The 13,731-nt window shown below is 70.0% G+C and carries 14 protein-coding genes; 4 read left to right on the forward strand and 10 right to left on the reverse strand.

What is annotated here, in order from left to right:
* The first annotated feature begins 129 nt into the window (after positions 1-129).
* Positions 130-498 carry an Rv2175c family DNA-binding protein gene (locus tag HQ308_RS20905; protein WP_027505833.1) on the forward strand — a complete coding sequence of 123 codons (369 nt, stop codon included), beginning with the start codon at positions 130-132 and terminating at the stop codon, positions 496-498.
* Positions 499-510: 12 nt separating this feature from the next.
* Here the strand turns inward: HQ308_RS20905 and HQ308_RS20910 are convergent, their stop codons facing one another.
* The 4 genes from HQ308_RS20910 to HQ308_RS20925 all read right to left on the reverse strand — a co-directional run bounded on the left by HQ308_RS20910 (position 511) and on the right by HQ308_RS20925 (position 5,934).
* A complete protein-coding gene (locus HQ308_RS20910; RefSeq protein ID WP_285185473.1) occupies positions 511-1,503 on the reverse strand; it encodes a phytoene/squalene synthase family protein in 993 nt (330 codons plus the stop codon).
* Positions 1,500-3,164, reverse strand: a complete 1,665-nt coding sequence (locus HQ308_RS20915; RefSeq protein ID WP_222630569.1) for an alpha-(1->6)-mannopyranosyltransferase A — start codon at positions 3,162-3,164, stop codon at positions 1,500-1,502. Before HQ308_RS20915 ends, HQ308_RS20910 begins: the two co-directional genes overlap by 4 nt.
* A 101-nt stretch (positions 3,165-3,265) precedes the next feature.
* On the reverse strand, positions 3,266-4,834 hold the full coding sequence (gene crtI, locus HQ308_RS20920; RefSeq protein ID WP_222647750.1) for a phytoene desaturase family protein: 1,569 nt from the start codon (positions 4,832-4,834) through the stop codon (positions 3,266-3,268).
* Positions 4,831-5,934, reverse strand: a complete 1,104-nt coding sequence (locus HQ308_RS20925; protein ID WP_222647752.1) for a polyprenyl synthetase family protein — start codon at positions 5,932-5,934, stop codon at positions 4,831-4,833. Before HQ308_RS20925 ends, crtI begins: the two co-directional genes overlap by 4 nt.
* A gap of 222 nt (positions 5,935-6,156) precedes the next feature.
* On the opposite strand from HQ308_RS20925, the gene HQ308_RS20930 reads away from it, so the two are divergent.
* Positions 6,157-7,203, forward strand: a complete 1,047-nt coding sequence (locus tag HQ308_RS20930) for a methylenetetrahydrofolate reductase (protein ID WP_081821267.1) — start codon at positions 6,157-6,159, stop codon at positions 7,201-7,203.
* Here the strand turns inward: HQ308_RS20930 and HQ308_RS20935 are convergent.
* Genes HQ308_RS20935 through HQ308_RS20955 form a run of 5 tightly spaced genes read right to left on the reverse strand, consistent with a single transcriptional unit; the run spans position 7,135 to position 12,101 of the window.
* Complete coding sequence (locus tag HQ308_RS20935; protein WP_222630580.1) at positions 7,135-8,313, reverse strand: glycosyltransferase family 2 protein; 1,179 nt, start codon at positions 8,311-8,313, stop codon at positions 7,135-7,137. The genes HQ308_RS20930 and HQ308_RS20935 overlap by 69 nt on opposite strands.
* The gene (locus HQ308_RS20940; protein ID WP_222647754.1) at positions 8,310-9,041 is read right to left on the reverse strand and encodes a DUF3153 domain-containing protein; all 732 of its coding nucleotides are present in this window, start codon (positions 9,039-9,041) and stop codon (positions 8,310-8,312) included. Before HQ308_RS20940 ends, HQ308_RS20935 begins: the two co-directional genes overlap by 4 nt.
* Positions 9,042-9,064: 23 nt before the next feature.
* Entirely contained in the window at positions 9,065-9,916 is an 852-nt protein-coding gene (locus HQ308_RS20945) for a carotenoid biosynthesis protein (protein WP_222638365.1), read from the reverse strand.
* Positions 9,913-11,529, reverse strand: coding sequence for an NAD(P)/FAD-dependent oxidoreductase (locus HQ308_RS20950; protein ID WP_222647756.1), 1,617 nt, complete (start codon positions 11,527-11,529; stop codon positions 9,913-9,915). The genes HQ308_RS20945 and HQ308_RS20950 overlap by 4 nt, the downstream gene beginning before the upstream one ends.
* Positions 11,526-12,101, reverse strand: coding sequence for an N-acetyltransferase (locus HQ308_RS20955; RefSeq protein ID WP_231476337.1), 576 nt, complete (start codon positions 12,099-12,101; stop codon positions 11,526-11,528). The genes HQ308_RS20950 and HQ308_RS20955 overlap by 4 nt, the downstream gene beginning before the upstream one ends.
* 397 nt (positions 12,102-12,498) lie before the next feature.
* On the opposite strand from HQ308_RS20955, the gene HQ308_RS20960 reads away from it, so the two are divergent.
* Together HQ308_RS20960 and HQ308_RS20965 are read left to right on the forward strand one after the other, a co-directional pair.
* Entirely contained in the window at positions 12,499-12,939 is a 441-nt protein-coding gene (locus tag HQ308_RS20960) for an SAV_6107 family HEPN domain-containing protein (protein WP_231476320.1), read from the forward strand.
* A gap of 167 nt (positions 12,940-13,106) precedes the next feature.
* Positions 13,107-13,535 carry a DUF3040 domain-containing protein gene (locus HQ308_RS20965; protein ID WP_027505840.1) on the forward strand — a complete coding sequence of 143 codons (429 nt, stop codon included), beginning with the start codon at positions 13,107-13,109 and terminating at the stop codon, positions 13,533-13,535.
* Positions 13,536-13,550: 15 nt separating this feature from the next.
* Here the strand turns inward: HQ308_RS20965 and HQ308_RS20970 are convergent.
* Positions 13,551-13,731, reverse strand: a 181-nt coding sequence (locus HQ308_RS20970) for a hypothetical protein (protein ID WP_222647758.1), incomplete at its 5' end; no start/stop codon positions are given.

A 13,731-nucleotide genomic window follows, 5' to 3' on the forward strand; every position in this document is an offset into this window, starting at 1 on the left:
GATCGATGCCGATCATTCGATGGTAGCCAGTGTGACGGATGAGGTAGCAGTCACGTGTGCGGGAACACGGCGCGGGAGGCGGGCGTCGGCGAATTGTCCTGGCGGCGGGCCGTGACTACCTTTGACCGCGTGAGTGCCATTCCCTACTGCGACGACGTCCTGCCTGCCGACGAGGCCGTGATCGCGATTCCCGACGCCGCCGAGATCATGGGCGTCCCCGTGACGAAGCTCTACCAGATGGTGCGTGAGCACAAGCTGATCGCGGTGCGCCGCGATCGAGTGGTCTCGATCCCCGCGAAGTTCGTCGGCGAGGACGGCGAGCCGATCAAGTACCTCGCCGGTGCGATCGCGGTTCTGCTCGACGGCGGCTACAACCACCCGTCGATTCTGCGGTGGCTCTTCACCCCGGACGACAGTCTGCCGGGCATGCCGGCCGACGTGCTGCGCGGCGACCACGCCCGCGAGATCATCCGCCGCGCCCAGGCCATGGCCTTCTAGCGCTCGATCGGATCAGGCGGCGCGTGACCCGGGCCGCGGGAGCCGTTCTCCGGCTCTGACGAGAAGACCTCGACCGGCCGCGGTCGCGGCGACACGAGCGCGCCGAGGAGTGCCCACGCGAGAGCGGACGGACAACGACCGGTAACCGTCGTTCTCCACGGCTTCGAGGATGTCCTGGTACAGCGCGAACGCGACCCGGATGCCCTCGCGCGCCCGCGGTTCCAGCAGGGCGATGCCGGGCTCGGCGGTGCGGTAGAGCGCGCGGGTGGTGGCGATGATGTCGGCCAGAGCGCGGCGGACCCTCGGATCGACGGAGTCCGTACGGCGGCACCACCACAGCAGGTCCTCGTCGACGCCGTAGGCGGTGAGCACGTCGCCGGGCAGATAGATGCGGTCGCGCGCGAGATCCTCGCCCGCGTCGCGAACGAAGTTCGTGACCTGGAAGGCCTCGCCGAGAGCGGACGCCGTCGGGCGGGCTTCCTCGACCGGACACACGGTGCCGAGGACGGGGAGCATCTGCAGCCCGATCACGGCGGCGGAGCCGTACATGTACGTCGACAACTCGTCCATGGTGGCGTAGCGATCCTTGTAGATCGCCGAGTGCGGTACGTCCATGAGCATCGACGTCATGAAGGCGGTGAAGTACTCGGACGGGATGTCGTAGCGACGTGCGGTGTCGAACAGGGCCGCCAGGATCAGCTCGTTGCGCCGGTCGGGTCCGGGCGGGACCGACGTCGGCGGGGCGATGGTCGAGGCGAGACCCTCGTTCAGTCGCTCCTCGATGCGGGTGAGCAGCGCCAGGTCGAGTGCGACCGCCGTGTCGTCGCCGCGTTCGGCGATCATGTCGACGTCGATGATGTCGTCGACCATGCGTGCGAACGCGTACAGCGCGTGCACCGCGGGCCGACGGTCGGTCGGCAGCAGGCGGGTGGCGAGGAAGTACGTCTTGCCGTGTTCGGCCGCCACGTCCCGGCACAGCGCGTAGGCCTCGGGAAGATCGGTCACTCGGTCAACTCCTGGCTGGGCTGGTCCGGACGGGGCTGGTCCGGGCGGGCGGTCTCGGCGCGGACGCGCGGGGCCGGGACGAACGTGTTCTCGTGCTCCGGGTGTGTGACGGCCCGTAGGCGGAGGGGATCGACCGTCCGGAGCGACAGCGCGGCGACCACTGCGGCGAACGTCGCCAGCACGACGTGCGGGAACGTGTAGAGACCGATGGACCCGTCCGGCTGGAACACCAACATGAGCCAGGCGGACAGGCCCACCAGCACGGTCAGAGTGGTCGCCGACATGGTGAGACCTGCGGCGACGGCAAGAGGCCACGAGTAGTACCAGGGGAGAGCGGCCGGGGACAGGATCACGATGGCCACCAGCGACACGAGGATGCCCAGCAGTGCGCCGCGCTCCGAGTGGCGCGATCGCCACCACGCCGTGGCCAGGATCGCGGCAAGAGCCACCGCGCACAGCATCCTGGTCACCTCGAGCACGGGGCCGAGCCGAGCGCCCGTGAACCACCCGGTGAAGACCGTGACCAGGTGGGCGAGGATGGTCGGCAGCGAGAGCCAGTTGATGATCTTGGCCGAGCCCGAGAGCGCCGTCAGCCAGCCGATGCCGACGCCGGCCACCAGGGACGCGACGACGAACACCGCGACGAACACGGCGAAACCGATACCTGCGGTCTTCGCGAACACCAGCAGGACGTGCTGGCGTCGCGGCGGGTCACCACGCTCGGCCCGCGCCTCGTTCTCGGTGCGGAGCCGGTCGCGCTCGTGGAGCATCCAGATCCACACCAGGAAGGGCAGCGCGATGCCCGCGGTGGCCTTGATCGCCACGGCGACCGCGACGAGCCCCATCCCGGCGACGTGGTGCCGGTCGAGGACGGCGGCGATGCCGGCCGTCATGAGACCGACCATGAGCATCTCGTTGTGGACGCCGCCGATCAGGTGGATCAGGACCAGGGGATTGAGCACGGCCAGCCACAGGGCCACGGCAGGATCCGCGCCGAAGTGTCGGGCGATGCGGGGGACTGCCCACATGGTGAGGGCGAGCCCCGGCAGCATGGTCAGGCGCAGGAGCATCGTCCCGGCGATCACGTTGTCGCCCGTGAGCGAGGTGATGCCCTCGCCCAGCAGGAGGAACAGCGGGCCGTAGGGCGCGGTGGTGGTGGTCCAGACGTTGCTCACGTTGTCCAGCAGCACACCGGGATTGGCGACGGGACCGACGGCGTACGGGTCGAACCCGTCCCGGAGGAGGGCGCCCTGTGCGAGATAGGAGTACGCGTCGCGGCTGAACATCGGGACCGCGAGCAGGAGCGGCGCGATCCAGAGCGGCACCACCCAGCGCAGCTGCCGCACCGTGGTCCGGTGACCGAGAGTGGCGCGTCCGAGACGGACCCACGCGGCGATCATGAGCAGCACGCCGATCCACACCATGACGGTCGACAAGACGAGTCCGTGCCCGAAGCGGAGCCAGGACAGGTGCATCGCCTCGAGCAGCGGGTCACGACGGCGCACGGCACCCGAGCCGAAACCGCCGAAGGTGATGAGCGCGGACCCGGCCAGACCCACCAACGTGGCGCGGCCTGCGCGTCCCCCGAAGAACCGTCGTGTCGATCGCCACGACGACTCGTCGGTGGCGTCCGCGGCCCGGAGTGGGGAGGACGTCGTCATGTTCCTCCCCGGAAGACGCGACATGCCGGCGACCGTGCGGAAGCCGGGCTGAACTCACGTGAGTTTAGAGGCTCCGGACCGGAAGACGAACCGGCCCGCCGTCAGACGGCCACACGGGCCGAGCGACGCACGGACGGATCGATGCGTTCGGCGGCCAGTCGACCCGAGATCAACACCGTCGGCACACCCACTCCGGGGGTGGTCCCACACCCGGCGAGGACGACGTTGTCGATGCCCTTGACCAGGTTGCGGCGCCGGAACGGGCCGGTCTGGCGGAAGATGTGCGACGCCGAGAACGGGGTTCCCGCGACCATCCCCTGCGCGAGCCAGGTGGCCGGCGTGTCGATGTGGTCGATCTCGAGGTGCTCGGACACGCCGGTGTAACCGCGGCGATCCATCTCGAGCAGGATCTCCCGCACGTAGGGGTCGGTGATGGCGGACCAGTCCAACGGCGCGCTGTCGAGATTGGGGCAGGGCGCGAGGATCGAGATGGGCTCCTGCTCGACGCCGTCGTGCGTGACGCGCAGAGCCGGATCGGTCAGCGAGGTCCGGGTGATGAGCAACGACGGGTCCGACATGAGTGTGCCGCGCCCGCGCGAGGCGGTGAGCTCCTCGAACGTCTCGTTCCAGTTGTGCCCGAAGTCGATGACGTGGTGCGAGCGGGACGACCACCGCGCGGTGACGTCCACCGGCACGCGGCCGTGCACCACGACACAGGACGGTGACGCCCGGATCTTGCGGCGCACCGTGATGCCGGCGGTGGCGAGAAGGCGATCCGTCACCAGGAGATCCGGCGTGAGGATCAGGGAGTCGCACGTGTGCCGCTCGCCGTTCTCGGTCACCACCGCGCGAGCGCGGGTCCCGCCCTTCTCGATGGCGGCCACGCCGGTGGAGAGCAGCAGCGTGCCGCCCGCACTCACGAACGCGTTGGCCATCGCGTTCGCGATCGACTGCATTCCGCCGTCCGGGAACGACACACCCAACGACGTGTCCATGTGCGAGATCGCGGAGTAGACCCCGAGAGCTTTGGCGGGCGCGACACCGGCGTAGAGAGCCTGGAAGGTGAAGATGCGGCGCAGTCGCGGGTCGTCGATGAGCTTGTCGATCCGCTTTCCGAGTTTTCCGAACCCCCCGAGACGCAGCAGGGTCAGCGTGTTCGCTCGCGCCCTGCGCTCGCCCACGAGGTCGAGCGGTGAGTCGAAGTTGTCGTCGATGTAGCGGTCGAACTCCGCGTCGAACATCGATCCGATCCACGCGCGGAGCGTGCGGTAGCGCCGAGCCTCGTCCGGCCCGCACTTCTCGCCGACCTCCGCGATCATCCGCTCGGGATCGGAGTGGACGTCGATGGTGGTGCCGTCGGCGAAACGGGTGTGGTACGCCGGATGCAACGGTGTCAGACGCAGGGGAGGCGTGGTGGACTCGCGGGTCGCACCCACCGCGGCGAGCGCCTGATCGATCAGGTCGGGCATCGTGAGAACGCTCGCGCCCGTGTCGATGCGGTAGCCCGGCGCCGCAACGGAACCCACCCGGCCGCCGACGGTGTCGGACTTCTCGATCACGGTGACCTCGCGACCGGTGCCGCGGAGGTGGAGCGCCGCGGCGAGGCCGGACAGACCGGCGCCCACGACGATCACGTGATCGGTGGGTCCGGACACGGTGGCATGCGTCATGAGGTTCTCCTGGTGGCGGTGTAGGCCATGGCCGTGAGCCGCCTCTTGGCGTCCTCGGTGACATCGGACGCGTTCAGCGCCGCCAGGGCGCTGTCGGTCAGTGTGGTGATGCGGCGCTCGACGTCGTCGACGGCACCGAGATCGATCATGTGCGCACGCAGGTCGTCGACGGCAGCCTCGGAGAGGTCCGTGCCGATTCCCGCGCGCAGAGCAGCCGCGGTGGCGGGATCGCGTTCGTCCGCCGCGTCCAGGGCTGCGGCGAGGAGCACCGTCCGCTTGCCCTCACGCAGATCGTCGCCGGACGGCTTGCCGGTCACGGACGGATCCCCGAACACTCCCAGCAGGTCGTCCCGCAGCTGGAAGGCGGTGCCGATGTCCGCACCGAACGTGCTGTAGACCTCCAGCAGGTCGGGGCCGGCGCCGGCGAGCGTGCCGCCGATGAGGAGAGGGCGTTCCACCGTGTAGGCCGCCGTCTTGTAGCGGTCGATCTGGAGCGCGGCCTCGACGGAATCGTCTCCACTGGCCTCCACGGCGATGTCGAGCAGCTGTCCGCCGAGCACCTCGGTGCGCATCGCGGACCACACCGGAGCGAGGCGTGCCGACGTGGCGGAGTCCAGTGCCGCCGCGCGGACGAGATCGTCGGCCCAGCAGAGCGCGATGTCGCCCAGCAGGATCGCGACCGACTCGCCGAACTTGTCCGAGTTCCCGCGCCACCCGGCCGCGCGGTGCCGTTCGGCGAAGGTGACGTGGACGGTGGGGAATCCGCGACGGGTCGAGGACGCGTCGATGATGTCGTCGTGCACCAGCGCGCACGCCTGAACGAATTCGAGGGCGGAGCACACGTCGAGGACGGCGTCGGCCTCAGCGGCGTGCGGATCGCCGCCCGCACCCAGGAAGCCCGTCCACGCGAAAGCGGGGCGGATCCGCTTGCCGCCGCGGAAGACGAAGGAGGTGAGCTCTGCCACGGCGTCGGTGTAGATGGGACCGACCGAGTCGACCGTGGCCTGTTGCGTCGCGACGAAATCGCGCAGGGACGTCTCGACCGCATCGACGAACGTCCCCAGCGGCCACTGATCACGGTCGTCCGCGGCGGACTCCACGTCGAGCGGTCGGTGGGCGGCGGGGCTGTGCGGTGCGGCGGACAGAGTTTCCTCCGGTGTTCGGGGCGGCGGACGGTGTCCGCAGGCAGTCGGTCGGGATGCGGTCGGGTCTCGGGCGCAGCGTCCTGGCACCCCCGACTCTATCCGGGTATTCGGACACGGCGCCGGTGCGGACGACCTGGGGGCCCGAGCAGGTCGGCGCGGGAATCTATGCTGTGAGGCGTGACAGACGAATCCTCCCGCGCGCGGGTCAGCCGCACTCCGTCGGTGATCGACCGGTTGAATTCCGCGGCGCACGGGAGTGTTCCGTTCTCCGTCGAGTTCTCGCCTCCTCGCGACGAGGCCGCCGAGGACCGCCTGTGGCGTGCCGTGCGCACCTTCGAGCAGATGCATCCCGCCTTCGTGTCCATGACGTACGGGGCGGGCGGATCCACGCGTGATCGCACGGTGCGGGTCACCGGCGAGCTGGCGGAGGTCACCAACCTGCTGCCCGTGGCCCACCTCACGGCCGTGGGGCACAGCCGCACCGAGCTGCGCGCGATGGTCGGGGCCTACGCGGACCGCGGCATCTCCAACATTCTCGTGTTGCGCGGCGACCCTCCCGGCGATCCGCTGGGTCCGTGGGAGAAGCATCCGGACGGCGTCGAGTACGCGGAGGAACTGGTGCGGTTGGTCTGCGAGCTGGGCGACTTCCACGTCGGTGTCGCGTCGTTCCCCGAGGGACATCACCGCGCGCCCGATCTCGACCACGACACCCGCCATCTGGTCGCGAAACTGCGTGCGGGCGCCGAGTACTCGATCACCCAGATGTTCTTCGACGTCGAGGACTATCTCCGCCTGCGTGACCGTGTCGCCGCGTTTGATCCGGAGCAGGGCGCCAAGCCGATCATCCCCGAGATCATGCCCATCACGTCGCTGCGCAGCGTCAAGCGTGCGATGGAGCTGTCGGGATCTGCGCTGCCCGCATCCGTCGAGAAGCGCCTGTCCGCCGCGGCCGGGTCCGACCCGGACGAGAACCGGGCCGCCGTGCGCGCGGTGGGCATCGAGATCGCCACCGAGATGGGGGAGCGACTGATCGCCGAGGGCGCCCCCGGCCTGCACTTCATCACGCTGAACTTCGCGAAGGCCACCAGTGAGGTCGTCGGCAATCTCGGGCTCGCCCGCCCGGTTCCGGAGGGCACGGGTGGGATCGGTACCGGATCAGTGCCGGGTGGCCAGAACGCGCGACTTCCACACGAGAGTGCCCTGGCGGCGTCCCCGGTCCGATGAGGCCAGCAGCGCCGAGCCCGCCGCGATGGACAGTGGGTGCAGCGCCGAGGTGACGACGTCGCGGGCCAGCGAGTCGTCGCTGCCCTCCGCGCGCCGCGCAGCGATGCGCGACACCCATCCCGCCAGGTACCCGGCGACTCCCCACCGGCGGGTCGATCCGCGCGCGGCCATCGCGATCGGTGGCAGGACCCATACGGCTGTGGCGATCGCCGAGACGGCGAGAGTGCCTGCAGCGCCGCCGAACTGGGACCAGAGCCACTTCGCGTGACCGGCACGCACCTGCGCGGCGTCGGTGTACATGCGGCACGTCGCGACGCGCCCGCCGTACGCCACTGCCGTCGGGAGACCGCGGGAGCGGACGTGCCGCACCAGCGTCAGATCGTCGGCCACCGCGAAGCGTGTGCACTCGTGTCCGCCGACCACGCGGTAGGACGGTGCGTCGAGCACGAGGAACTGCCCGTTGGCCACGCCCATCGACGGCCGACGGCCTCGATTGGCGGCCCGGACGAGGAGGGTCACCGACCACGACCACGACAGCAGAGGCTGGACGACCCGCTCGATCGTCGTCACCGCCGTCTCCGCGGGCCACGGGCAGAGCATGGCCACGTCGTGCTCGCGGAGAACGGACGCGGCGGCGTCCAGTGCATCAGGATGCAATCGCACGTCCGCGTCGAGGAAGACGACGAGGGTCGGATCGGTGGTCGCGAGCGCGCGGCGGCCGAGGTCGAGGCAGGCGAGGGACTTGCCCATTCCCGGCGCGTCGGCCGGCTCGGTGGTGCGGCCCGCCAGGATCCGGAAACGCGGATCGTCCCCCACGACGGCCCGGGCGACGTCCGCGGTCCCGTCGGACGAGTCGTCGTCCAGCACGAGCACGGTCATCGCGGACCGGGAGCGCTGAGCCAGCAGATCCCGCAGCAGGTCGGGGAGACGGTCTGCCTCGTCACGGGCAGGAATGCAGACCGTGATGCGCTCACCGGCCCGCACCGTCGCCGCGGACGAGGGCAGCACGCGGGGTGCGGTCGCGGCGTTGATCAGGGCGATGCCCGCGGTGGCGATCGAGGCGAGAGAGCCGACTCGGACCGCGTTCCGGGCTCGGCGCCGGGCGGTCACCGGCGGCCGGCCGACTCCGCATCGCGTCGGCGTCCGCCGGAAGCGTCGCGGGCGACGTAGGCCATGCCGCCGACGATGGCCGCGATACCCACGGTGACACCGAAGACGATGCCGGCCCACCCGGCGAAGCTGCGCGTGTTCGGATCCGAGTAGCGCACCTCGGCGCGCAGGGTGCTGCGCTCGCCGGCGGGGAGCTTCCAGGACACCACGTTGTCGCCCTCGCGGGCGCCGTTGGTGGTGGTGACACGGGCGGGGAAGGCGATGGTGAACTGCACGTCGCTGCCCTCGGCGGGTACGGAGCTCAGATCGACCTGGCCGGCGAGAGTGACGAGGTCACCCGCGCGGACCAGGGACAGCTGGTAGAGGCCGACCGACTGGTCGGACAAGGCCGCGAGCTGCTGCACGTCACCGAACGTGAGGTCGTTGAACAGCGCCTCGCTGCCGACGTACCCGTCCGAGTCGTACGGCTGCACCCGGATCTTGCTGCCCAGGCTGTCGGGGACCTCCATGCCCGGTCCGGTGTCACCCTCGGCCGTCGGCACCGTCGCGGCGACGATGCGGCCGGACACCCGGTCGTTCGAGGACACGCCCATGGACACCTGTGCCCGGAGGCACCCGGCCAGCAGCGGAACCGTCAGCAGGGCGAGCACGAGGACGGAGACCACGCGGCGCGGTACGGGAACGCGCGGCGACGTGCGAGGAGCAGCGGGGTGGGGCACAGCGGTCATCGTGCCAGGGCGCCGCGACACCGTCAGTGAACGGGTCGGTCGGCGCGGCGTGGCGCGTCGCGAGCGATGTCCGACCGGGGTCGGGACAGGGCGAGGAGGAAGGGGACACCGACGACGCCCATGGCGACGAGGCCGTACAGAGCGGACCAACCGAGGTCCGGCAGGAAGACCGCATGGGCGAGAGCAGAGCCGAGCCACGTCCACACGAACAGCCCCCACGGCACCAGCGGGCTCACCGTGGGCGTGCGCATCGGTGACCGCCCCAGGACCTCCATGGCGACGGCCATGAGCGCCGCGACGAGCAGCCATCCCACATAGTTGGTCCACGGGATGCCGTCGAGCCCGGGCAGGGGAGCGAAGGGACTGCACCAGGTCCACTGACCGTCGGCCACCATCTGAGGGTCGAGATACAGATCCCACCCCACGACGCCGACGGTGGTGAGTCCCACGCGGGTGGGCACCGGTCGGCGCATCCGCTGCGCGACGACGGTGGCGGCGCACCACACCGGGTAGAGGCCGGCCGTCCAGGCGAACGGAACCACCACCGGCACGTGGGCCAGGGAGGGTCCGATGCGGTCCTGCGCGTACTCGTAGCACCCGAAGGGCATGCCGGTTCGCGTGCCGATGATCTCGGCCGTCAGACCGATCCCGGCGGTGAGCAGCACCATGAGCGTGGCCCACCCGGCCCCGCGTGCGCTCGCCGCGTGCGTGACGCAGGCGGCGGCGAGCAGAGCGACGACACAGAACGTCACGGCGTCCTTGACGCCGCCCGAGACGAGCGGGTAACTGATCTGCGCGAGGACGGCCGCGACGGCGAAGCCCACCGCGACGGGTGTGGCTCGCCCCGACGCGCGGAGAGTGTCTCCCGACCTCATCGGCGGCCCGGGAGAGCGGCGCCCAGACGCGACGCCACGCGCTTCAGAGGATTGCCCGCGCGTTCGGCGATCGCGAGCCGGGCGGCACTGCGGCCGCTGGATCCGGAGATACCGCCGCCGGGGTGCATCGAGGCGCCGGTCAGGAAGAACGACGGGGCTCCGGGCACGGTCATGTCCGCGAGCGCCGGCATGGGGCGCCACATCATCATCTGGTGCAGTGACATCTCGACGTGCATCACGTTGCCCCCGACGAGCCCGAGTTCCTGTTCGAGGTCCCACGGGGACTGGGTGTGCCGTTGCAGGATGCTGTCGGCGAAGCCGGGGGCGTACTTGTCCACCTCGGCGACGATCCGATCACCCTCCAGTTCCGCCACCTCGGGGCTGCCGCCTCGCCAGCTCCGACCGTCGGCCAGTCGATACGGGTGCCACTGCGACCACAGCGAGACCTGGTGTTCGCCGGGCTTCGCGATCGATGGGTCGACCGCGCTGAAGCTCATGGCCAGCACCACCGGCGCCGGCGGGAGATCGCCTGCCGATGCCGCTCCGTGCGCCCGACGGAGCTGGGCCCGGTCGTGTACCAGCAGTTGCAGTCCGCGGCTGGACGACTCGACGCCGGGAGCGCCGGGATACTGCGGCAGCGACGACGTCGACGCGCGGACCACCATGCCGATGCCCGGCCCCACGTCGATCTGCCGTCGCCACGACTCCGTCGTCGCCGTGTCGAAACCGCCGGCGTCGAGGAGGTCGAGCGTGGTCAGGATGTGGCACCCGGCGATGACCGTGCGTGCGCGCACCTCCTCGCCACTCGCGGTGCGGACCGACCATCCGTCTCCGACACGCGTGATCGACACGACGGCGTCACCGAGGGTGACGGTGCCTCCGTCGGCCTCGATCTTCGTCTGCAGCGCGACGCTCAGCGCGCCGCTGCCGCCGACGGCGCGGCCGGGCGGGGTCGTGTGCATCAGAGCGTTGAAGGCCACCATCGGGGCCGTGCCGGGCTCGGACATCGGCGGACCGGACTGGGCGCCGAACCACGCGAGAGCCGCTTTCAGTCGCTCGCTGTCGAACCACCGGTTCAGTAGCGAGTCGCCCGACGCGAGGAACTCGCGGGACAGGGCCGCCGCACCGTCGCTCGCGTCCATGCCCCAGAAAGAGGACAGCAGAGCCCTCCCGGTGGGCGGACTCCCGAACGACTTCATGACACGTGCGCTGCGGGGCCCCCACAGTGCGACGAACGCGCGGTACGCGTCCGCGTCCTTGCGTCCGCACGCCGCCTCGATCGAGGCACAGGTGGCGTCGAGATCCACGGAGAACACGATGCCCGGTTCGTCGGTGCCGGGCGGAGGCGGCGCGAACGCCCACGGGTCGCAGTCGAGATAGCGCAGGCCGTGATCGGCGAGACGCAACTCCTCGATGATGCCGGTCTGCCGGATCATGATGTGCGCGGACGAGCCCCGATCCACCTTGTGGCCGGGGAAGCGCTCGACCGTGGAGGCCGCGCCTCCGACGACAGTGTCTCGTTCGAGGACGCGGACGGACCATCCGGCATCGGTCAGGTAGGCGGCGGAGACGAGTGCGTTGTGACCCGATCCGACGACGGCGGCATCGATCACGTGGTCGGCCCCTCTTCTGTGGTGGTGTCGAGACCGAGTCCGGTCCCGGGTGTCAGGGGTAATTCGCGGCCGAGCACCGCGAAGGGTCGGGCGTCCCCGGCGAAGTGGAATCGGCGCACGACGTCCTGGAACCCCGTCCGCCGGTAGAGACGCCATGCTCGATTGTCCTCGCCGGTGACCTCGGGGGTGGAGAGCAGCACGGAACTCTCCCGGCGGCCCGCCATGAGCGCGAGCAGGAGCCGTTCGCCGAGACGGTGCCCCTGAGCCTCGGGGGAGACGTGCAGCTCGGTCAACTCGACGTAGTCCGAGAGGACCCGCTCGGCGTTCTCGGCGGACCACCCCGCTCGTCGCATTCCGTCGCGGACCTGCTGATGCCACCACTGATGTGGCGCTCCGCGATAGCAGTAGGCGATCGCCACCAGGTGGTCGTCGTGTGAGACTCCTCCCACCGCGCCCCACCCCGGCCGCAGGATGTGCTCCGCCCACATCGGCGCCCGATGCAACTCGGTTCCGCGCGGGTAGCCCATCGCGGCGACGTAGACGGACAGGGCTTCGGTCAACCGTCGGCGCATGTCCTGCGGGGTGAGTTCGATCAGACGAATGCCCTCGTCGGAGGGGCCGCCTCGGGCGTCGTGAACGGTACTCACCTCGATCCCTCGCATCGTGTCGGACGTCCGCGCTACAGTGAAGTCATCGAACACGCGTTCGAACGAATCGACCTCGGGTCGATCGGCCCGACATCGGGTCGATCGCTCGAGACGGTCCGGAGAACATGTCCGACCTCCATGCTTACATCGCGCTCGATCGGCCCGCTCAGGGGAGTAACCGACAGGCCGACGGTGTTGAGAAGGACGTGGGACGCCGATCGGTTCACGTGTCGGAGAGGGAGGTAGCGCAATGGCTCGGAGCACGGGTGGTCACACTGCGGCACGCCGCAGCTCTGCAGACCGCACGGAGGGTGGTGAGACGATGACAAACGGCACGGTGGTCTCGTTCGATGCCTCCGCGGCGCCGTCGCGCACGCACGCCCGCGCCCGCATGTTGCTGCGTCGTGCGGACGCCATTCTCGGTGACGCGGCCGGTGCACCGTCGGCGGCCGACATGTTCCTCGAGTCCTACGTCGCCGCGTTGCGCGGTGCCGGCGCCCTGCTCGACGCGGTCGATCCGGTGCCCAAGCGTGGGGCGTCCCGCAGCGCCTGGGTGCGCATGCGGACGGCTGCGCCGGAGTTCACGGAGTGGGCGTCGTACTTCGCCGCGTATTCCACTCTGCGTGCGTCCATCGAGGCGGGCTCGGCCGATCGGCTCGACGCGGCCGAGGCGGACGAGTTCTTCTCGCAGGTGGGACGCTTTCTGCACCGCGTCGAGGACCGTGTGACCTCGCGGTCCGACGCGGTCGCGGTGCCCGCGTAGACCTGGTCGCCACCACGATGCGACTTTTTCTCGCATACTGGTGGTGCAGGTAGGTGGCTCGCCGCCGATTCTGCTCGTATCATCGACAACAGGTAGCCGGACCGATCGGCTACCTCTCACTTCTGGCCAAGAAGTGAGAGCCACCATCCAGTGCCGGGGGAGGTACCGTGCCACTCTCCGAGCACGAGCAGCGCATGCTCGACCAGATCGAGAGCGCTCTCTATGCCGAGGACCCCAAGTTCGCGTCGACCGTGCGCGGCGGACGGATTCGAGCCGCATCCACGCGGCGTCGTTTTCAGGCCGTCGCTCTGTTCGTGATCGGCCTCATTCTGCTCATTGCAGGCGTGGCCCTCCCGTTCAAGCCCGGTGGATTCCCGATCATCAGTCTCGTCGGCTTCGTGTTCATGTTCGGCTCCGGCGTTCTGCTCTTGCTGCGCAAGCCCACCGCGCCCCAGTCCGAGCAGTCCGAGGGCGACAACCCGCCGGCACCGGGAAGCGGCCCGCGCCGTTCCGGTTCCGCACCGCGCCGAGGTCCTCGCAAGGGATTCTCCTCGCGGATGGAGGATCGTTTCAAGCGACGGTTCGACCAGGAATGAGAGAGACCGGAGCGGTCACATCGATCGCTCCGATTCTCGCGTGAGGGGCAGCGCGCCTCTCACACCGATGCTGTGACACATCAGCGCGGCACCCACCACGGGTGCCGCGCTGATGCCGTTCAGGGACCCGTGGGTGTCGATCCCCCCACCGCGCCCCACCGAGGGTGGTCTCGGCCCCCAGATCCCCACCACGCCC

This window comes from Rhodococcus sp. BP-241 (genome assembly GCF_019836145.1).
Taxonomy (GTDB): domain Bacteria; phylum Actinomycetota; class Actinomycetes; order Mycobacteriales; family Mycobacteriaceae; genus Rhodococcoides.

Excerpts from the sequence above, each read along its gene's own strand:
- crtI (WP_222647750.1), bottom strand. The coding sequence starts at position 4,834 with ATGACGCATGCCACCGTGTCCGGACCCACCGATCACGTGATCGTCGTG.
- HQ308_RS20945 (WP_222638365.1), bottom strand. The coding sequence starts at position 9,916 with ATGAGGTCGGGAGACACTCTCCGCGCGTCGGGGCGAGCCACACCCGTC.
- HQ308_RS20955 (WP_231476337.1), bottom strand. The coding sequence starts at position 12,101 with ATGCGCCGACGGTTGACCGAAGCCCTGTCCGTCTACGTCGCCGCGATG.
- HQ308_RS20915 (WP_222630569.1), bottom strand. The coding sequence starts at position 3,164 with ATGACGACGTCCTCCCCACTCCGGGCCGCGGACGCCACCGACGAGTCG.
- HQ308_RS20960 (WP_231476320.1), top strand. The coding sequence starts at position 12,499 with ATGACAAACGGCACGGTGGTCTCGTTCGATGCCTCCGCGGCGCCGTCG.
- HQ308_RS20940 (WP_222647754.1), bottom strand. The coding sequence starts at position 9,041 with ATGACCGCTGTGCCCCACCCCGCTGCTCCTCGCACGTCGCCGCGCGTT.